Source organism: Vreelandella hamiltonii, assembly GCF_014651775.1.
Lineage (GTDB): Bacteria > Pseudomonadota > Gammaproteobacteria > Pseudomonadales > Halomonadaceae > Vreelandella > Vreelandella hamiltonii.
The window spans coordinates 20297-40455 of the sequence record NZ_BMXN01000021.1 but is presented as its reverse complement, the minus strand read 5'-3'; the positions used below and the strand labels follow the sequence as shown (position 1 = coordinate 40455).

The window sequence follows — 20159 nt, the reverse complement described above, 5'->3', positions numbered from 1 at the left end:
AATGTCATCATTCTTCATTAATAAGATGGCTGCTTGATTACCACACTCCGTGAACCGTAACAGGCAGCGGCTGAGCATACCATGAGGGACTTACCATGAACTGCATCGAATTGAGCCAACAAGCTGACCGTATCGCTAGCGCTTTCAGTAAACAGGATCTGGCCAAACTGGTCCTGGCGCTAAAAGGCAACCGCGAGTCGCTGCAACACGCGGTCGAGGTCATCGACACCATCGACAGCCGACTGGGGTGTACCCTGGAAGAGGCCTGGGATGAAGTGCTGGCCGGCGACTCTCAACTGGCGGTGGTACACGACGAGTAGGTCGTCACTCGCTTACTGAACTGATTGGCCCCCTGCCAGCGATGGCAGGGGTTTTTTTTGATGGGCGTTCACCGCAAGCGCGGCTTTTACGCCAGGCTGGCGGGTTCGCTGGGGGGACGAGAGGTATCGCGGTTTTCCGCAAAGTAGGTGGCCAGGCGTGCCTCGGCCTCTTCGCCGAACAGCACGCGGCAGGCTTCTTGCAAGCCGCTGGAGTGGCGTAGCTGCTCGTGGTGAACCACCATCGATACCTTGGCACGACGACGCAGAAAATCTTCCAGCTGGGTGATCATTTCATGGTCTCGGGCATGCTCGATTTCACAGCGGATGTACTCGGTGCCTTCGATGAGAATATCGGCCTCCGAAGGGTCCTGGCGGATCTTTTCCAGCATCGGGATGGCCTGTTCGGCGTAGCGTCGCCACAGCCGAGACGATAGCGGCTCGGAGGAGGTGGCGGCCGTCATGGCGTCCAGATTCATGCGCTTGGCCTGGTCCATGAACTGCTGCTTGACCGGCTCGGGCGGCTCACCGTACCAGTGAAAGCTGGGGTCGGGCAGGGTAACGCCCAGTTTCATGACTTCATCGGCAATTTCATCGCCCACGTTCAGGCAGTCGGTCAGCTTGCCGCCAAAGATGCTGATATGCGCGCTTTCCGGGTTGGTATCGATGACGTGCTTGCGTGACAGCTGCAGAAAGTCTCGGTCGCTGCCTTGTTCGGCCTTGATGGCCAGCGGCCGCACGCCGCAGCGGGTGGAGATGATGTCATCCTGGGTCAGCGGTTTGTCCAGTGTCAGCCGTTTGTTGATGTTCTCCAGCACGAAGGCGATGTCGTCTGCCGTGACATCGACCTCAGGGTTTTCCATGTGCGTATCGGTGGTGCCGATACAGGTACGATTGCCCATGGGGATTACGAAGAACAGACGGCCATCATCGGCAAAGAAGGCCAGCACGCGCTTGGTCGCCGTGAGCTGGGGCACGATGAGGTGAATGCCCTTGGAGTACAAGTGCTGATGGGTGGTCTTCTGGCCCGTCAGGGCATTGTGCTGGTCTACCCACGGCCCGGCGGCGTTGATCAACACTTTGGAGCGAATATTGAAGGTCGTGCCGTCCATGACGTTGCGGGCGCGGGTGACCCAGTGCTCGCCATCGCGTTCGGCGCCCAGCGACTCGACGTAATTGGCGGCGACGGCACCGTAGTTCAACGCATGGCGCACGAAGTTGAAGACGAAGCGGGCATCGTTGTCGTGCAGGTAGGCATCGGAATATTCGAACCCGCCCACGGCATCCTTGATATCGATGATGGGCTCTTCCTGCTTGAGTTTCCTGGGAGACAGCAGGCGGGGCAGGCGTGTAAAGCCATTGCCCATCAGCCAGTACAGCCAGGTACCCGCCCACAGATAGCGGGGCGAGTGCCGAAAACCTTGGGTGATGGTGGTCAAAAAGCGAATTTCTTCCACCGTCGAAGGGTAGCTCTTGATCAGGTGGTTACGGCTCTTGCAGAGCTTGCGCACCAGGGCAAAGTCCTTGCTTTCCATATACTTGATTCCCCCCCAAACCAGGTTGGAGGAGTGCATGCTGGTACTGCCAGCGAAGTCACCACGGTCAATCAGGGCCACTTTGGCGCCTTTGCCTGCCAGCGCCGCAGCGGTGGCTGCACCATTGATGCCACCACCAATGATCAGTGCGTCAAAGTCATCGGTGTGCAATTTCTCTACATTACGGTTACGCAGTTTCATGGCGGATCCACTTATCAAGAAAAAGCCCCAGGTTGGCACGCGGTCGTCACTGACTGCCGAAACGATGGGCGGGCTTGCGCCCGCCCAAGGGCTCAGCGAGTGCCTGCGGCCATCCAGGCTTCCATCATTTCGTCGTAGGGCACGGTGGTACCCTTCGGCATTTCATCGTCGAGTTTTGGTTTGGGCGCGCCGTCCTGATCCAGCCAGTACTGGGGGTCACGCTCTTCGTTGAGTACCGGGGCATAGCTGTCGAACACATTGGCCCGAGCCAGGCGATTCATGGTGTTGTCCATGTCGGCCGCCAGCTTGTCCAGACCTTCCTGGGGCGTGACTTCACCGCTCATGACCGGTGCCAGGTTTTGCCACCACAGCGGTGCCATGCGCGGATAGTCAGGCACGTTGGTGCCGGTCGGTGTCCAGTTGGACTCGTTGGGGCTGCGGTAGAACTCCACCAGGCCGCCGAGTTTGGGGGCCATTTCGGTCATCTGGTCCGAGAAGATGTCGGATTCACGAATGGGTGTGAGGCCGTGCATCAGTTTTTCCAGCGAGGTGGTTTTGGCCACGGTGAACTGGGCGAACAGCCAGGCCGCCGTACGACGGTCTTCGGGCGTGGAGTCGAAGAAGGTCCAGGCACCTACGTCCTGATAACCCACTTTCATGCCTTCTTCCCAATACGGGCCCGTGGGCGAGGGTGCCATGCGCCACAGCGGGTTGCCTTCGTCATCGGTCACGGCCACGGAGGGGTCGGTCATGTCGGCAGTGAAGGCGGTATACCAGAAGATTTGCTGGGCAATGTGACCCTGCGCAGGCACCGGCCCGGCTTCACCGAACGTCATGCCCTGGGCTTCGGCGGGCGCAAAGTCACGCAGCCAATCCACGGCTTTCTGCATGGCAAATACCGACGCCGGTGAGTTGGTGGCACCACCGCGGCTGACGCTGGCGCCCACCGGCTGGCTCTCCTCGTTCACGCGGATGCCCCAGTCGTCGACGGGATTACCAAACGGCACCCCTGGGCTGCCCATGCCGGCCATCGACAGCCAGGAGTCGTGGAAACGCCAGCCCAACGAGGGGTCACGGCGACCATAATCCATGTGGCCATACACTTTGGTGCCATCGATCTCGCCCACGTGGACGGTAAAGAACTCGGCGATATCCTCGTAGGCCGTCCAGTTGGTGGGAACGCCCAGATCGTAACCGTAGATGTCCCGGAACTGTTCCTGCAGGTCTTCACGCTGGAACCAGTCATAGCGGAACCAGTAGAGGTTGGCGAACTGTTGGGTCGGTAGCTGGAAGACGCTGCCATCAGGCCCGGTGCCGTACTGCAGGCCGATGAAATCGTCCAGGTCCAGCGTAGGCAGGGTGTAGTCTGCCCATTCGTTGGCCATGGCCTCGGTCAGGTTGATGGTGGTGCCGTAACGGATATGCGTGCCGATGGAGTCGGTATCGTTGACGAAACCGTCATAGATGCTGTTGCCGGACTGCATCTGGTTCTGCATGGTGTCCACCACATCGCCTTCGCCGATGATGTTGTGGGTGATGTTGATACCGGTCAGCTCGCTGAACGCCGGGGCCAGCACTTCGCTTTCGTAGACGTGGGTCGTCAGACCCTCGGCGACGGTCTGAATATTCATGCCTCGGAACGGCTCGGCAGCCTTGGCGAACCACAGCAGCTCCTCTATCTGCTCCTCGCGGCTCAGGGTAGAGTTCTGGAAGTGCTCATCGACCAGCCGTTCGGCGATGGCGCGTGCTTCCTGGTCGTCGGCCATGAGGGCCCCCGAGGCCAGCAGCAGGCTGGCAGCGAGGGTAGTGAGTTTGAAGTTGTTATTACGCATGTTGACCTCGTTTTGTTGTGCTCTTCCCTGATAACGTAAGCATCCTTGGTACCGCGGTAGTACGCCGAGACCGCCCAGTAGGCGCTCAGCCCCAGCGCATCAACACCAGCAGCCAAACCGCTGATAGTGCCAGTGCAATCCAGATCGAGAGCGTGGTGAAGCCAATCACGCCCAGGTGAATGAACGCTGCCGACAGCAGGCCGATGAACAGCCGGTCGCCCCGCGTGGTGCTGATGGGGAGAAAGCCCTTGCGTTCGATGGTGGGCGAGAGAATCTCCCACAGGGTCATCCCCGCCAGCATGGCAGCGATCGATGAAAAGAAAATGGCAGTAGGGGTGGTCCATACCATCCAGGACATGGCCGTTGCTCCTTCAGGTGCGACCCAGGGCAAAGCCCTTGGCGATATGTTTACGGACGAAATAGACCACCAGAATGCCCGGCACGATGGTCAGCACGCCGGCCGCGGCCAGGGTGCCCCAATCGATGCCCGATGCGGTGGACGTACGAGTCATGATCATGCCGATTGGCTGAGCATCCGTGGCGGTCAAGGTGCGGGCCAGCAGCAGCTCTACCCAGGAGAACATGAACAGGAAAAACAGCGTCACGCCGATGCCCGAACGAATCATCGGCAGGAAAATGGTCACGAAGAAGCGCGGAAAACTGTAGCCATCGATGTAGGCCGTTTCGTCGATCTCCTTGGGGACGCTGCTCATGAAGCCTTCCAGAATCCAGATGGCCAGCGGGATGTTGAACAGACAGTGGGCCAGCGCGACGGCAATGTGGGTGTCGAACAGGCCTACCGAGTAGTAGAGCTGAAAGTAGGGCAGCAAAAACACCGCGGGTGGTGCCATCAGGTTGGTAAGCAGCCAGAAGAACAGGTGCTTGTCACCGATGAAACGATAGCGGCTGAACGCGTAGGCGGCCGGTAGTGCCACGCAGATGGTGATCAGCATGTTCAGCGACACATAGGCCATCGAATTGACGTAGCCCATGTACCAGCTGGGATTGTTGAAAATCCGCAGGTAGTTATCGAACGTCAGATTCTGTGGCCACAGGGTCATCGAGCCGAGGATTTCGCTGTTGGTCTGCAGCGACATGTTGATCAGCCAGTAGATGGGCAGGATCATCAGGAACAGATACAGGCCCAGCAGCAAGCGCGAGCGCCAGCGGCTGCGAGCGTTGCGACGACGGCGCTGTGCCGGGGTGGTGCGGCTGAAGATGGTATTGAATTTCTCGCCCTGCTGGGCATTGTCCAGACGGTACATGTCATGCCCCCCCTTGGGTGTTCTTGTCTTTTTGCATGTGCATGATGGTGGTGTAGAACACCCAGCTCACCAGCAGGATCACCAGGAAGTAGATGATCGAAAAGGCCGCCGATGGTCCAAGGTCCTGCTGGCCAATGGCCATGGTGGCCAGCGACTGGCTCAGGAAGGTGGTCGAGCTGCCTGGGCCACCACCAGTCAGCACGAAGGGTTCGGCATAGATCATGAACGAATGCATGAAGCGCAGCAGCACCGCGATCACCAGCACGTTGGTCAATTTGGGCAGCTGGATATAGCGGAAGATGGCCCATTTGGAAGCGCGGTCGATACGGGCCGCCTGATAGTAGGCTTCCGGGATCGAGCGCAGGCCGCTGTAGCAGAGCATGGCCACCAGCGGTGTCCAGTGCCACACATCCATCAGAATGATGGTGGCCCAGGCATCACTGGCGTTGCGGGTAATGTTGTAGTTCAAGCCCAGCTCACGCAGGCCCCAGCCCATCAGGCCGATGTCGCCCCGGGTGAAGATCTGCCAGATGCTGCCCACCACGTTCCATGGGATCAGCAGCGGTAGCGTGATCAGTATCAGTACCGCCGACGCCTGCCAGCCGCGCTTGGGCATGATCAGCGCAATCCCGATGCCCAAGGGCACCTGAATGGCCAGGATGGTCAGAGAAAACAGAATCTGGCGCACGAAAGCTGCCCGCAGCGCCGAGTCGTTGAGGATGCTTTCAAACCATTCGGTGCCGGTGAAGAAGCGCGCATTGGGGCCCAGCACGTCCTGCACAGAATAGTTGACCACGGTCATCAGCGGGATGATGGCGGAAAACGCCACCAGCACCAGCATCGGCAACACCAGCAGCCAGGCACGGTTGTTATAGACTTTATTGTTCATGGCCGATCTCCACCCGGTATTCGTCTACGTACAGGCCCATATGCGCTTGAGGTAATAGCGCGTGTGCCTTGTCACCTGTCACGGCATGACCTTCGGGCAGCCGCGCCTTGAAGTGCTCGCCGTTGAGGGCAAAACTCAGCAGGGAGTAGGTGCCCAGGTCCTGAATGTTCAGCACGTCGATGGGCAGCGAGTTTGCGACCGGAGTGTTGCTGACACTGATGAACTCCGGCCGAATGCCCAGTTTGACGTTGCTGGAAGGGGCGGCTGCAATCTGCGCGCGAAGCGCGGGGCTCACCGGCATGAGCTGCTCGCCAAACAGCACCTGATCGTTGTGGTGAGTCACCGACATGAAGTTCATGCCGGGGCTGCCGATGAAGTAGCCCACGAACGTATGGGCGGGCGTTTCGAACAGCTCCCGGGGTGTACCGAATTGAACCACCTGGCCGTCGTACATCACGGCGATCTTGTCGGCGAAGGTGGACGCCTCCAACTGATCGTGGGTGACGTAGATCATGGTGATGTTGAAGCGCTCGTGGATTTCCTTGAGCTTGCGGCGCAGTTTCCACTTCAGCTGCGGGTCGATGACTGTGAGCGGTTCATCGAACAGAATCGCAGAGACGTCATCGCGTACCAGCCCGCGGCCCATGGAAACTTTCTGCTTTTCGTCAGCAGTGAGGTTTTTGGCCTTGCGGGACAGCAGCGGCGTCAGATCGAGAATATCGGCGACTTCTCGCACTTTGGGGTCTACCCGATATTCGGGGGTGTTCATGTTGCGTAGCGGAAAGGCCAGGTTGTCGTACACCGTCATGGTGTCGTAGATCACCGGGAACTGAAACACTTGGGCAATGTTGCGCTCTTCAGGAGGCAGCTCATTGACCCGTTGTCCATCGAACAGCACGGCACCTTCGGAAGGTTCCAGCAGCCCGGAAATGATGTTCAGCAAGGTGGACTTGCCACAGCCGGAAGGGCCAAGCAGGGCGTAAGCGCCCCCCTGGTGCCACACGTGATCCATCTGGCGTATGGCGTAATCCTCAGGGCCGGAAGGTTGTTTCGTATAGCTATGGGCGAGCCCCTGTAGCGTGATTTCAGCCATGGGTCACACCTCCCTGGGCCGATGCGGGAACGTGCACCGTATTGCCTTGCTTGTCGAAGGCATACAGCTGGTGGGTCGGGAAAAAGACCTGGATGGCGTCGTTGACATTGAACTCGTGAATGCCCGCCAGGTGCAGCACCAGAGGGAAGCGCTCGTGGTGAACGTGCAGGAAGGTTTCCGAACCGCTGATTTCGGCCACGTCCACACGAACGTCCAGCGCCAGATCGTTGGCCGAGCGCCGCTCCAGGGTAATGTGCGACGCGCGCACGCCGAAGTCGTAGTCGCCGGCGGGCAGCCGTTGCAGGTCTGGGTCGCAGGGAAAGTGCAGGGATTGATCGAAGGTGATATCGGCGCTGGTCAGCTTCCCGGGCACGATGTTGATGGGTGGCTCCGAGAACATCTCGGCAGTGTGACGGCCATTGGGCTGCCGATAGACTCGTTCGGTGGGGCCATACTGCAACAGGCGCCCTTCGTGCAGCACGGCGGTGTTGCCGCCCAGGGCCAGCGCTTCATTGGGCTCGGTGGTGGCGTACACGGCAATGCAGTTGCGCGCCTTGAACAGCTCGCGCAGTTCGTCGCGCAGCTCTTCACGCAGCTTGTAGTCGAGGTTGACGAGTGGCTCGTCGAACAGGATCAGGTCGGCATCCTTGACCAGCGCACGGCCCATGGCGGTGCGCTGCTGCTGACCCCCGGAAAGCTCCTGGGGGTAGCGCTCCAGCAAATGCTCGATATGTAACATTTCCGCAATGCTTTCGACCCGCCGTTTGATCTCCTGGGGGGGCGTCTTGGCCAGCTTCAGCGGTGAGGCGATGTTGTCGCGCACCGTCAGGCTGGGGTAGTTGATGAACTGTTGGTACACCATGGAAACGTTGCGCTTGCGTACCGAAACGCCGGTGACATCCTTGCCATCCATGTAAATGCGCCCGCGGGTGGGTTGTTCCAGGCCGGCCATCAAGCGCATCAGCGTGGTCTTGCCTGCCAGGGTCCTGCCCAGCAGCACGTTGAAAGAGCCCGGTTCCAGCGCCAGATCGACCCCCGTGATATGAGGGTCACCGCCGACGACGTGGTCGATGTTTTGCAGATGTAAGGACATGCCGATCTCGTTAGCGTCGTTGTTATGAATATTGCTATGGATATTGCTATGCGTGTTGTTATAGCTGTTGTCATGAACAGGTAGTGCGAAAACGAGTGTGTCTATCGCGCGGGCAGATCGGTCGAGCAGCTTGTTCTCCGTTTTTCTATTGTTCTAGGCCACCGACCAAGGCGATATTTTCATTAACGAAAGGCTAGTTGATCATTTTCGAACGTGCAACGCTTTTTTGGGTGCTCATATATTCGCTTTTAGGCGTAGAGAGCCCATCACAATATATGCGCTGTGGGTGTGGGAAGGGAGAGGAGGGGGAGCAGAAGGCGGGGCGGTGCCAAAGGAAAGCAAAATGGCGCTGTACGTTTCGTTTTTGAACTCTGGAAGGCAATAAACGAAAAAACCGGCCTGTGTCAGGCCGGTTTCATTCACGCTCAAGCGTCGTTGTTTACTTGACGCTGGTTTCTGCTTGCGGCGTGGCCTTGGCAGGCGCCGCGTTGTGGTCGATCAGCGTCGCCTTGTCGTTGGCAAAGGCATCGTAGGCGAAGTCATCCACGGTGAGCATTTCGAGCACTTCGGCCTCGAAGGTGCGCATGAACGTGGCGTCTTCCTCGTTGATCAGCCCTTTCTCCAGCGCGGCTTCCACACGTGCTTCCGGGTGGAGCGCCGTTTGCGGCAGCTCGCCCTTGGCATAGGCCTTGTTCACCGTACGGTAGATGGCCTCGGCGCGCTCGTACTCTTGCAGAAGGGCATTGTAGCGGGCCAGCGGATTGCGCTCGGCGCCGTCATCCTTGTCCCAGGTGTTGCTCAGCAGCTTGCTGCGCAGGGCACTCTGGGTAGAGGCGCGATGAGCGATGTCGCGGGCCAGGTCGTCATGGGGCTTGTTCCAGCGGCGGCCCGTCGGCATGACGACCACTTTCAGCACCTTGCCCAGGGCGCGGTTGGGCAGGTTGTCGAAGATCTCGACAAACGCCTGTTCAGCGCGGTTGAGCAGGAACTGCAGGCTGTAGTGCAGCAGCGCTTCTTCGCCTTCTACCTTGTTGCCGGTGTGCCACTGCTTGAGCACCATGGACGCCAGATAGAGGTTGGAGAGAATGTCGCCCAGTCGTGCCGAGAGCATTTCGCGCTTCTTCAGCGTGGAGCCCAGGCTGGCCATGGCGGCGTCGGCGCAGAGGCCAAAGCCGGCTGACAGGCGCGCGATGTCCTGCGCGTAGCCAACGGCCGGGCCGCTGAACGGTACGCTGGGCTTGCCGAGGCCGAGGCCCTGCGTGAAGGCGCGGGCCGCGTTGCCGAAAATCAGGCCCGCATGACCAAAGAACGCCTTGTCGAATGCTTTTGCGTCGTTGGCATCCTTGGCGGCCAGCTCCTCAAGCACGTAGGGGTGGCAGCGGATGGCGCCCTGACCAAAGATCATCAGGTTGCGGGTCATGATGTTGGCCCCTTCCACGGTGATCGCGACGGGGTTGGCGCTATAGCCGATGCCCAGGTAGTTGCGTGGGCCGAGGGTCACGGCCTTGCCGCCGTGAACGTCCATGGCATCGCTGAGCAGCACGCGCTGGAACTCGGTCAGCTGGCTTTTCAGAATGGCCGAGGGGACGGCGGGCTTTTCGCCGTGGTCGATCAGGTTGGCGGTCTGGTATACCGTGGCGGCAGAGATGTAGGCCAGCGAGGCCATGCGAGCCAGCGGCTCCTGTACGCCTTCCATTTCGGCAACCGGCACGTTGAACTGACGACGTACCCGTGTAAAGCCGCCGCTCCAGCCCAGCGCATAGCGGGCGGTACCAGTAGCGCCCGAAGGCAGCGTGATGCAGCGGCCAATCGACAGGCACTCCACCAGCATCCGCCAGCCCTGACCGATCATGTCCGGGCCGCCGATGATGGTGTCCAGCGGTACGAACACGTCCTTGCCCTTGATCGGGCCATTCATGAAGGGGCTGCCGATGGGGTGGTGGCGGCGGCCAATCTCCATGCCCTGCGTGTCACGCGGGATCAAGGCCAGCGTAATGCCACGGTCTTCTTCGTCGCCCAGCAGCTTTTCCGGGTCGAACAGGCGGAATGCCAAGCCCACTACAGTGGCAATCGGCGCCAGGGTGATCCAGCGTTTCTCGAAATTGAGGCGCACCCCGACCACTTCCTGGCCATCGATGACCTGCTTGCAGACCACGCCGGTATCCGGCAGCGAGGTGGCGTCGGAGCCTGCGCGGGGGCCGGTCAGGCCAAAACAGGGGATTTCACGGCCATCGGCCAGGCGAGGCAGGTAGTGATCCTTCTGTGCCTGGGTGCCGTACTTGAGCAGCAGCTCGCCGGGGCCCAGGGAGTTGGGGACACCGACGGTCACCATCAGCGTTTCGTTGGCGGAAAGCTTCTGCAGTACCATGGATTGCGCCTTGGCAGAGAAGCCCAGACCACCATACTCCTTCGGGATGATCATGCCGAAGAAGCCTTCCTGTTTCAGGTAATCCCACAGTTGCTGGGGCAGGTCGGCACGCTCCTTGGCGATGTCCCAGGCGTTGCACATGCCTGCCGCCTTGGCGCACTGCACATCCAGAAAGGCCTGCTCTTCTTCGCTCAGGCCGTCATCCTTGAAATCCAGCAGCGACTGCCACTGGGGCTTGCCGGAAAACAGCTCTCCATCCCAGGAGACGCTGCCCGCTTCCAGCGCGGTGCGTTCGGTGGCAGACACCTTGGGGGCCACTTTCTTGAAGGTTGCAAAGATGCGTGGGGTCAACCAGAGGCGACGCAGGGCGGGCAAACCGGCCACGGCCACAGCCAATGCGCCGATCAGCAGCAGAGTGCCCGTTACGGGGGCGCCCAGCACGATGCCGACCAGGCCCAGTACGCCCAGCAGGGCCAGGGCAGGAGGTGCGCCTGCCTCGCGGCGCATCACCACCAGCAGGCCAGCCACGGCCAGCACGATGAGTAGTAGGGTGAGCATGGGGTTCTCCATAGGTGGGTGGTCTTGAAGGTATTTAAACGTATGTTTGAATATTCGCAGAATCGCTTGGCAGTGTGCAAGCGTTTCGGCCTTATACGTTCGCTTTATACCCTTCACTGTAGCTCAGTTGCGGCATAAAAAAACGCCATGGCGAATGCCATGGCGCGGGTTGCTGGATCAGCGAGTGCAGGTCGGGTCAGGCCTGTGTGGCAGGCGTTCCTTTGGCGACCGCTCCTTTGGCAGGTGCCCCATTGGCAATGTAGTAATCGACCTGGGCGCGGGGCAGGGGTTCGCGACCGCGAATGCGATCGGCGATCTTTTCGGCCAGCATGAGGGTGGGCGCATTCAGGTTACCGGTAGGAATCACCGGGAACAGCGAAGCATCCACGACTCGCAGCCCTTCCAGGCCGTGCACGCGGCCCTGGGCATCGGTGACGGCCATGGCGTCTTCGCCCATCCGGCAGCTACCGCAGGGGTGGTAGGCGGTTTCGGCGTGCTGCTTGACGAAGCTGTCCATCTCGGCATCGCTTTGTACCTCGGGGCCGGGGGTAATTTCACGCCCACGGTAGGCGTCGAAGGCGGGTTGGGCGATGATCTCGCGGGTCAGGCGTATGGCATCGCGGAACTCCTGCCAGTCCTTTTCCTTGGCCATGTAGTTGAACAGGATGCTGGGCGCGGCGTGGGGGTCTTTGGAAGTCAGCCGGATGCGGCCACGGCTCTCGGAGCGCATGGAACCGACGTGGGCCTGGAAGCCGTGGGCCTCTACCGCGCTTTTGCCGTTGTAGCTGATGGCGATGGGCAGGAAGTGGTATTGCAGGTTGGGCCACTCCTCCTCGTCGTTGGTGCGGATGAACCCGCAGGATTCGAACTGGTTGCTGGCCCCAATGCCGGTTCCCTTGAACAGCCACTCGGCACCAATCTTCAGCTGGTTGTACCATTTCAGCGCCGGGTAGAGGGAGATGGGCTCCTTGCACTCGTACTGAATATACATCTCCAGATGGTCCTGGAGGTTTTCGCCGACGCCGGGCAGTTCATGCACCACGGGGATGCCCAGCTCTTTCAGCCACTCCGGGTTGCCCACCCCTGAACGCTGCAGAATCTGCGGCGAAGCAATGGCACCGCCACACAGCAGCACTTCACGACGTGCCCGGGCCTGCGTGGGTTGGCCCTTCCGTTCGTAGCGGACGCCCACGGCACGCTTGCCCTCGAACTCGATAACGTCCGTAACGGCATGGGTTTCGATGGTCAGGTTGCTGCGCTGTTTGGCGGTGTCCAGGTAGCCACGGGCCGTGGACGCGCGCCGCCCCTTGGGCGTGACGAAGCGGTCCATGGGGCCAAACCCTTCCTGCTGATAGCCGTTGACGTCTTCGGTTTCCGGGTAGCCCGCCTGCTTGGCCGCTTCGATGAAGGTCCGGTACAGCGGGTTGTTATCCGCCTTGGGCGTGGTGATGCTCACCGGGCCATCGCTGCCATGATACTCATTGGCACCGATGTCACGGTTTTCGCACTTCTTGAAGTAGGGCAGGCAGCTCAGGTAATCCCACTCTTCGAGCCCGGGCTGCTTGGCCCAGTGGTCGTAATCGAGGGCATTGCCGCGAATGTAGCACATGCCGTTGATCAAGGAAGACCCGCCCAGCCCCTTGCCTCGGCCGCACTCCATGCGGCGGTTGTCCATATGCGGTTCGGGGTCGGTTTCGAACGCCCAGTTGTAGCGTTTACCCTGTAGCGGAAACGCCAGCGCGGCGGGCATCTGGGTGCGAAAATCGAAGCGGTAGTCCGGGCCGCCTGCTTCCAGCAGCAGCACGCTGACATCGCTGTCTTCGGTCAGGCGCGTGGCCAGCACGTTGCCTGCTGAGCCAGCGCCAATGACGATATAATCAAATTCACGTACTTGCGACATTCGTTTACCTTGGCAAAGACGACATAAAGAGCATCAAACGGTGGCGGTGGGCGCCTTAAAATACCGATTCAAACGGGCCCATCTCGATCTGTACGGACTTGGTCTGGGTGTAGTGATTGAGCGTCTCGACGCCGTTCTCGCGACCAATGCCCGACTCCTTGTAACCGCCTACCGGCATCTCCGACGGCGACTCTCCCCAGGTGTTGATCCAGCAGATGCCGGCTTCCAGCTGGTGAATCACTCGGTGGGCGCGGTTGAGGCTCTCGGTGAACACCCCGGCGGCCAGCCCGTACAGGGTGTCGTTGGCGCGGTGAATCACCTCGTCTTCATCATCGAAGGCCAGCACTGACATGACCGGACCGAAAATCTCCTCTTTCACGATCCGCATGTCGTCGGTGCAGTCGGTGAACACCGTGGGGGCCGCCCATGCGCCGTTGGCCCATGGGCCGCTATTCCACTGTTCGCCACCGGCCAGTACGCGGGCTCCTTGCTCTTTGCCCAGGGCGATGTAGGAGAGCACTTTCTCCTGATGCTCGAAGCTGACCAGCGGGCCAAAATTGATGCTGGGGTCCATGGGGTCACCGGCCTTGATGCGCGCCACGCGCTCGACCAGCTTGGCTTCGAAGGCTTCCTTGACGCTGCGCTCGACGAAGACACGGGTACCGTTGGTGCAGATTTGGCCACTCGAATAGAAGTTGGCCATCATGGCGGCATCGGCGGCGCGGTCCAGGTCGGCATCGGCAAACACGATCAGCGGCGATTTGCCGCCCAGCTCCATGGTCACGTCCTTGAGCGTGGAGCCACCGGCAGCGGCCATGACTTTCTTGCCGGTGCCCACTTCGCCAGTGAAGGATACCTTGGCAATGCCGGGGTGCTCGGTGAGCATGGCGCCGACTTTTCCGTCGCCTTGAACGACGTTGAAGACGCCGTCCGGCAGGCCTGCCTCGGTGAAGATTTCGGCGAGTTTCATCACCGTCAGCGGCGTGACCTCGCTGGGCTTGAAGACCACGGCGTTACCCGCCGCCAGCGCAGGGGCGGCTTTCCAGCAGGCAATCTGAATGGGGTAGTTCCAGGCGCCGATGGCACCGATCACACCCAGCGGTTCCCGGCGGGTATAAACGAACGAGCTTTCGCGCAGCGGTATCTGGCTGCCCTCGATGGCGGGGGCCAGGCCCGCGTAATACTCCAGCGCATCGGCGCCGGTGACGATATCGACGTTGGCAGTTTCGCTGATGGGCTTGCCGGTGTTGCGGGTTTCCAGCTCGGCAAGCTCGTCGTTGCGTTCGCGTAGCAGTGCCACCGCGCGCAGCAGAATGCGTGAGCGTTCCATACCGGTCATGGCTGCCCAGACCCGCTGGCCTTGCTGCGCGGTGCGTACGGCCTCGTCGAGATCGCCCTGGCTTGCCTGGCCAACGGTGGCGAGCAGCGAGCCATCGTAGGGGTTGGTGACGGTGAAGGTGTCACCTGACGTCGCCGCGACCGTGCGGCCATTGATATATAGAGGAAGTGCGTCCTGATGGGCCATGGGGTTCTCCTTAATATGATGCGTCAGCGGTGGTGTGCTTCAGGCAGCCGTGGTGGGCCAGCAGTTGATCCAGATAGGCGTGAGCCAGTTGCCGTGCTTCCAGCGCATCGAGCCCTTCCGGCGCCAGGGCGCCGCGTAGCCAAAGACCATCGATCATGGCAGCCAGCCCGCGCGCGGCGTTGCGCGCATCGCGATGCGGCATGACGCGCCGGAACTGATGACACAGGTTGGCATATAGCCGACGGTCGTTGACGTGCTGTAGACGTTGCAGCGCGGGCTTGTGCATGCTGCTGGCCCAAAAAGCGAGCCAGGTCTTGGCGGCAGGGCCGGTCACCTGGGAGCGGTCGAAGTTTCCTTCGATGATGGCGCCAATATGAGCGCGGGGCGAGTCGTCGTCCAGCGCCTGGCGGCGCGCCGCAACGGCATCGGTCAGGTCGGTCAGTATCTGGCGCATGGTGGCTTCGAGCAGGCCATCCTTGCCGCCGAAATAGTGGCTGATGATGCCTGCCGAGACTCCGGCATGCCGGGCAATGCGCATGACTGTCGCTTCCGCCAGACCCACTTCGTCAATGGCGGCCATGGTGGCCTTGATCAACTGCTGACGACGTATTGGTTCCATTCCCACCTTAGGCACGGCGATCTCCTGAACACTCTTCGAGGATGATGAAAATTATCATGGCACTTTTTTATTGAACGTTCAATTAATAAAAGGCAATTGACGGTACTTGCGTGCTGTCTTGTTCATCGTGAAATGAAATACCTGAGGCGAGTGACTTGCCTTTTGCCAACGAGATTGGCATAATCTGCACCCGCTGATGTCGGAAAGGCTACGTAGCTCAGCTGGTTAGAGCACATCACTCATAATGATGGGGTCCCCTGTTCAAATCAGGGCGTAGCCACCGGTCAGCCAGGTACGCTTCTCTTGTGTGCCGTCATGGTGGCCCCTTAGGTCCTCCCGCAACGCTAAACTGCGAACCCCGCCAGGCCCGGAAGGGAGCAACGGTAGTGGTGGCTGCGTGTGCCGGGATGTGGCTTTTGGGGCCGCCTCCATTATATCCTCCCCCTTAGTTTTGCTTCGCTTGATTCCCTGTGGGTCGAGATTCTGTTGCCCGTACGCGGCTCCATTTGGCACCCTGATGGCCTTTTGCGCTTTCTGAGTGGTCGTGCGTGCCAGAAACGTCTCTTTGTCACTTCGGAAAGCTCATGAAAAGTCTACTGCGTTGGATAGCGGGCGTGGTGGTGCTGTTGGCACTGCTGTTGGCCGGGCCCGCCTGGATGTTGGCCAGTAACCAGGTGGTTACCGATGGCCACTGGTCGAATCTGGACCGCTCATCGGCGGGGTTGGCCCCAGACCCGGACGCCCATCCCGAGGCGGTGGTGCAAGTGTACGCTGCACGGGCGTATCACTGGCGGGGCGCGTTTGGGGTGCATATCTGGGTGGCTACCAAAGCTGACAATGCCAGCGACTACCGCCTGCACCAGGTGCTCAGTTGGCGTCGGCCCACCGTGGTGTCGAGCACCGATACGCCGGATCGGGCGTGGTTTGGTCATGCGCCCGAACTGCTGGCCGATTATCGCGGCGATGAAGCGGGGCAGCTGATTACCCAGATAGAAGAGGCGATTGGCCGTTACCCTCAGGCCGATTTATACCGGGTGTGGCCCGGCCCCAACAGCAACAGTTTCATTGCATGGCTCACCCGTGAAGTGGAGGGCCTGGCGGTGGCGTTGCCGGTCACCGCCGTGGGCAAGGATTTCCTGTTCGATAGCGTAGTAGCCCCTGTGCCCAGCGGCACCGGGTATCAGTTTTCGCTGGGCGGGGTGTTGGGGTTGATGCTGGCGCTGGAAGAGGGCGTGGAGCTCAACGTGCTGGGCATGAGCCTGGGCGTCGATATTCTCAGGCCGGCCTTGAAGCTGCCTGGCGTGGGCCGGGTGGGCCTGCCTGCTCGGGTGCTGGGGAATGCTGCCGAGCAGGCAGAGCCGCAGGGGTGATCAACCTGCTGGAGCCTCGGAGCTCAACGTTAGTAAAGGAGTGTGCACGTAGCGGATGGCGTCGCTTAGCCCGTCCGTAATATCGATGCCATACCGCTCACTCAGCAGAGCCGCTCGACCCACGAAGGCGCCGGAGCCCAGCACGATGGCATTGGCACCCTGGTCGAGCGAGCTCACGATGGCGTCATGCAAGCGCTGTTCGGCCTGCGGCGTGCGGGCCGCGGTTTCCGATACCCCCATGCCAGTGGCCACGATCCGACAGCGCGCGTCCAGGCCATAGCCACGGCTCAGCGCGCGGATGGTTTCCACGGCGCCCTCGAACGTGGTGATGACGGTGAAGGGGCGGTCATGCTGGCCAGCGGCGCGCATGCCTGCCTCGGCCAGGCTCACCACTGGGCGCTGTGTTGCATCGCGTAGTTCTTGAACCGCCAGATCATCGAAGCAGGCCATGATGTAGCCAACGTCGTCGGCGGACTGGCGCTGTTGGATCAGCGCCATGACCTCCCGAGTGGCGGTGGCCTTGTGCGCTGCATTTTCGATGGCGATAGGCCCCGCCAGTGGATTGGTGACCTCCATTTGAACCCCTTCAGGCGAGCACTGCCGTACCAGGCGGCGTATTTCCCGGGTGACCTGGGGATTGGTGTTGGGGTTGATGACCAGAATGCGCGAGGTGTCGATTCGCGACGCTTGGCACATGCTGCCGATGGGGGCTGTATGGCTGAGTCCTGTCTTGTTCGTCATTGCCTCAACGCCCCGCCAGAAGGTCGGGTAGCCACATGACGATGCCTGGCCAAATCATGATGGCAAAGGTGAACAACACCATGATGCCCACCGCCATGACCATGGGCACGGTAATGGGTACGGTCAGCACCAGCATCGACATGGCGTCCATGAAGGTGCCCAGAATCACGTAAAACACGAACAGCACCAGCAGCAGCGTTACTGCCGTCAGGCCGAAGGAGGCGACCCACTGGGTAAGTGCTTGGGTAACTCCCAGCATCGAGATGGTGACGTTGAGCAGCAGGGCGCACATCAAGACGATGATCACCATGCCCGATGTTTTGGCCGCCTGCAGCGAGCAGTGAATCAACAGGTCCAGCGTCAGCTTGCCACCAACGGCGATGAAGCCAAGGGCGATGACCACGCCAATGGCGGCGGATTCGGTGGGGGTGGCCAGGCCGCCGTAGATGCTGCCCATGACCACGCCAAAGATGACCACGGGAGGAATCAGGTGCTTCGACAGCGACAGCTTGTCCTGAAGCGAGACATTGACCTCGACCAGCGATGCCTTGCCCGCCTTGCCGTGGGCGAGCCACAGGTAGAGCGAGAACAGCAGCGCCAGTGCAATGCCCGGTATCAACCCGGCAGCAAAGAGCTGGCTGACGGAGGTATTGGCCAGTTGGCCATACACCAGCAGGTTGATGCTGGGGGGAATGAGAATCCCCAGCGTGCCGCCCGCTGCCAGCGAGCCCAGCGAAGGACGAATGGGGTAGCGATACTGCTGGAGCGCCGGCAGGGCGATGGTGCCTACGGTGGCCGCGGTGGCCACCGAGGAGCCGGAGGTGGCGGAGAACAGCGTGCAGGTAGCGATATTGGTATGCAGCAAACCACCCGGCAGGCGATTGAACCACACCGCCAGCGCGGCATACATGCGGTCCGCGATGCCGCCGCGTAACAGCAGCTCCCCCAGCAGCATGAAGAGTGGAATGGCGAGCATCGACGGGCTGTTCAGGCTGCTCCAGACGACGCCGCCCATCATGTTCACCAGCGGGGCGCCGTACATCAGATAGCCGCCCGCCACGCCCACCAGCAAAATCGACACCGCCACTGGCAGGCTGAGCAGCATCAGGGCCAGCATAACCATGAACGCCCCTGCAATGACCGGAATACTCATGGCTGTGCTCCTTTTTCACGCTGCTCGAGATCGGCCAGTTCAGCTTCGAGTTCTTCACTGGCTGAAGCAGGGCCGAAGCGCTGGTTCAGTGCGGGCCAGTCTCGCCGGATCAGCAGGCGCAGGGCTTGCAGGGCCAGCAGGGCCGCGCTCGCCGCAAAGATGCCCATGGCCACCAGCCAGACCGCTTGAGGGTAGATCAGCGGCGTGGCCCAGGGGGTCTGGGCGATGGAGCGGTAGTTATGCGTGTCGAGTACGGTCTGCACGGTAAAGTACAGCAGAAAGGCCGCCAGCAGCCCCAACGAGAGGGCTGCCAGGGCATTGAGGATCGCTTTGACGGTGGTGGGCAGGCGCATGTGCAGCAGATTGATGCGAATATGCGACTGCTCGATCATGGCGACGCCGAAGGCCAGAGGCGCCGCCACCGCAATGGCGTAGCCTCCCAACTCATCGACGCCACCAAACGACAGCGAAAAGAATTTGCGAATCAGGGTCTCTATCGTGATCAGCACGGCCAGCAGTAGCATGAACGTGCCGAACAGGATCCCCATCAGGCGAGCACAAAAAGTCATACGGGTCTCCTGGTAACGTTACAGGCCAAGCTGAGCGCCGACCGTTTCGCGCCAGGTGGCTTCGCAGTCGGCGGCCACGTTATTGCACTGGGTGGCCCATAGTGGCAGGGACACTTCCTCTACTGCGGCGGTGACGGCAGCCAGATCGGCGTCGGAAACGTCGACTTCGGTCAGCGCATACTGGTTGCCGAACTCGCAGGGCGACTCACCGGCGTTACAGCGCATGGCATCTTCGTAAAGCGCTTCCGAGTAGCTCCAGATGTCGTCGCTGAGCTCGGCAATGGCCGTTTCCAGCTGGGACTGCTGGGTCTCATCCAGGCGGTTCCAGGTGTCCAGGTTGATGGCGTAGCCATTGATGGCCAGCTGTAGAGCGATGGGCAACACGGTGGTCGTTGCCTCTGGCCAGCCGCCGGCGTTGGCCGAGGCAGGGCCGGTGATGCCGCAATCCACGACGCCCCGAGAGAGCGCTTGTTGCACGTCGCCGAAGGGCATCGAAATGCCGGTGGCGCCCAATTGGCCAATGAAGTTGGCTGCGCTCTGGTCACCCACCCGCACGCGCAGGCCTCTCAAGTCCTCCAGGCCGGAAATCTCCTTGTTGCAGAAGATGACCTGGGGACCGGCAGGCCATACGCCCAATAACTTGGCGTTGAAGCGGGACTGCAGGCGTGAATCCACATAATCATAAAAGGCCATGACATTGTCCCGGCCAGTCTCGAAACTGGTGTTCAGGCCGATCAGGTCCATCCCGAGCACCGAGGGCTCGTCACGGCTGACCTGGGGGCCGCGCAGCGAGACGATGTCGAAAAGACCGGAGTTGAGGATGCGTAGCCCGTCCGTATCGGGAATGCCTGCCACATCTACCGGAATGTACTGAACCGTGGCTTCCAGGCCGCTGTGCTCGGCGAAATTTTCGAAGAAGGGGCGCTCCTTGTTCTGGGCAATCAGCCCCGAACCGGCAGGTTGGCCGAGCACTTTGAGAGACAGCGTATCGGCGTGGGCGGCGCTGCCGATCACAGCGGCGGAAAGGGCGGTCATGAGAAGAGTGCGCTTGAACATGGAGGCTTCCTGTTATCTGTAGTGGGTGCGATGTGGTACGCCAGGCTGGGCGTGTTGCTCACCGCGCATCCTGCG

The 20159-nt window shown here is 60.8% G+C and carries 17 protein-coding genes, 1 tRNA gene and 1 other RNA gene; 4 read left to right on the top strand and 15 right to left on the bottom strand.

The window, feature by feature from the left end; all coding sequences use genetic code 11:
* The first annotated feature begins 95 nt into the window (after window positions 1-95).
* A complete protein-coding gene (locus IE091_RS14815; RefSeq protein ID WP_039178304.1) occupies window positions 96-320 on the top strand; it encodes a hypothetical protein in 225 nt (74 codons plus the stop codon).
* A gap of 86 nt (window positions 321-406) precedes the next feature.
* On the opposite strand, the gene IE091_RS14810 is transcribed toward IE091_RS14815, so the two are convergent.
* The 11 genes from IE091_RS14810 to betI all read right to left on the bottom strand — a co-directional run bounded on the left by IE091_RS14810 (window position 407) and on the right by betI (window position 15195).
* Window positions 407-2053, bottom strand: coding sequence for a glycerol-3-phosphate dehydrogenase/oxidase (locus tag IE091_RS14810; RefSeq protein ID WP_189463999.1), 1647 nt, complete (start codon window positions 2051-2053; stop codon window positions 407-409).
* A gap of 92 nt (window positions 2054-2145) precedes the next feature.
* Complete coding sequence (locus IE091_RS14805) at window positions 2146-3885, bottom strand: ABC transporter substrate-binding protein (RefSeq protein WP_189463998.1); 1740 nt, start codon at window positions 3883-3885, stop codon at window positions 2146-2148.
* 85 nt (window positions 3886-3970) lie between these two features.
* Complete coding sequence (locus IE091_RS14800; RefSeq protein WP_039178296.1) at window positions 3971-4243, bottom strand: DUF2160 domain-containing protein; 273 nt, start codon at window positions 4241-4243, stop codon at window positions 3971-3973.
* Between the two features lie 13 nt (window positions 4244-4256).
* On the bottom strand, window positions 4257-5150 hold the full coding sequence (locus IE091_RS14795; protein WP_039178294.1) for a carbohydrate ABC transporter permease: 894 nt from the start codon (window positions 5148-5150) through the stop codon (window positions 4257-4259).
* Between the two features lies 1 nt (window position 5151).
* Window positions 5152-6039 (bottom strand): carbohydrate ABC transporter permease, encoded by an 888-nt coding sequence (locus IE091_RS14790; RefSeq protein ID WP_039178292.1) that lies wholly within the window; start codon window positions 6037-6039, stop codon window positions 5152-5154.
* Entirely contained in the window at window positions 6029-7132 is a 1104-nt protein-coding gene (locus IE091_RS14785) for an ABC transporter ATP-binding protein (protein ID WP_189463997.1), read from the bottom strand. The genes IE091_RS14790 and IE091_RS14785 overlap by 11 nt, the downstream gene beginning before the upstream one ends.
* Window positions 7125-8225 carry an ABC transporter ATP-binding protein gene (locus IE091_RS14780; RefSeq protein WP_189463996.1) on the bottom strand — a complete coding sequence of 367 codons (1101 nt, stop codon included), beginning with the start codon at window positions 8223-8225 and terminating at the stop codon, window positions 7125-7127. The genes IE091_RS14785 and IE091_RS14780 overlap by 8 nt, the downstream gene beginning before the upstream one ends.
* A 439-nt stretch (window positions 8226-8664) precedes the next feature.
* A complete protein-coding gene (locus IE091_RS14775; protein ID WP_189463995.1) occupies window positions 8665-11151 on the bottom strand; it encodes an acyl-CoA dehydrogenase in 2487 nt (828 codons plus the stop codon).
* Between the two features lie 196 nt (window positions 11152-11347).
* Window positions 11348-13051 carry a choline dehydrogenase gene (gene betA / locus IE091_RS14770; protein WP_189463994.1) on the bottom strand — a complete coding sequence of 568 codons (1704 nt, stop codon included), beginning with the start codon at window positions 13049-13051 and terminating at the stop codon, window positions 11348-11350.
* 55 nt (window positions 13052-13106) lie between these two features.
* Window positions 13107-14576 (bottom strand): betaine-aldehyde dehydrogenase, encoded by a 1470-nt coding sequence (betB, locus tag IE091_RS14765; RefSeq protein ID WP_189463993.1) that lies wholly within the window; start codon window positions 14574-14576, stop codon window positions 13107-13109.
* A 10-nt stretch (window positions 14577-14586) separates the two neighbouring features.
* Complete coding sequence (betI, locus tag IE091_RS14760; protein ID WP_479694288.1) at window positions 14587-15195, bottom strand: transcriptional regulator BetI; 609 nt, start codon at window positions 15193-15195, stop codon at window positions 14587-14589.
* Between the two features lie 206 nt (window positions 15196-15401).
* On the opposite strand from betI, the gene IE091_RS14755 reads away from it, so the two are divergent.
* From IE091_RS14755 to IE091_RS14745, 3 genes are all read left to right on the top strand, one after another.
* Window positions 15402-15475 (top strand) — tRNA-Met (locus IE091_RS14755).
* Between the two features lie 45 nt (window positions 15476-15520).
* Window positions 15521-15617, top strand: an RNA gene (gene ffs / locus IE091_RS14750) — signal recognition particle sRNA small type.
* A 162-nt stretch (window positions 15618-15779) separates the two neighbouring features.
* Complete coding sequence (locus IE091_RS14745) at window positions 15780-16565, top strand: DUF3750 domain-containing protein (protein WP_189463991.1); 786 nt, start codon at window positions 15780-15782, stop codon at window positions 16563-16565.
* Here the strand turns inward: IE091_RS14745 and IE091_RS14740 are convergent, their stop codons facing one another.
* The 4 genes from IE091_RS14740 to IE091_RS14725 are packed head-to-tail and all read right to left on the bottom strand — an operon-like array spanning window position 16566 to window position 20084.
* A complete protein-coding gene (locus IE091_RS14740; protein WP_229800856.1) occupies window positions 16566-17306 on the bottom strand; it encodes an aspartate/glutamate racemase family protein in 741 nt (246 codons plus the stop codon). It lies immediately after the preceding gene.
* A 4-nt stretch (window positions 17307-17310) separates the two neighbouring features.
* Window positions 17311-18459: a TRAP transporter large permease gene (locus IE091_RS14735; protein WP_189463990.1), complete on the bottom strand. Its 1149-nt coding sequence runs from the start codon at window positions 18457-18459 to the stop codon at window positions 17311-17313.
* The gene (locus tag IE091_RS14730; RefSeq protein ID WP_189463989.1) at window positions 18456-19028 is read right to left on the bottom strand and encodes a TRAP transporter small permease subunit; all 573 of its coding nucleotides are present in this window, start codon (window positions 19026-19028) and stop codon (window positions 18456-18458) included. The genes IE091_RS14735 and IE091_RS14730 overlap by 4 nt, the downstream gene beginning before the upstream one ends.
* A gap of 18 nt (window positions 19029-19046) precedes the next feature.
* Window positions 19047-20084: a TRAP transporter substrate-binding protein gene (locus tag IE091_RS14725; protein ID WP_189463988.1), complete on the bottom strand. Its 1038-nt coding sequence runs from the start codon at window positions 20082-20084 to the stop codon at window positions 19047-19049.
* Window positions 20085-20159: the final 75 nt, after the last annotated feature.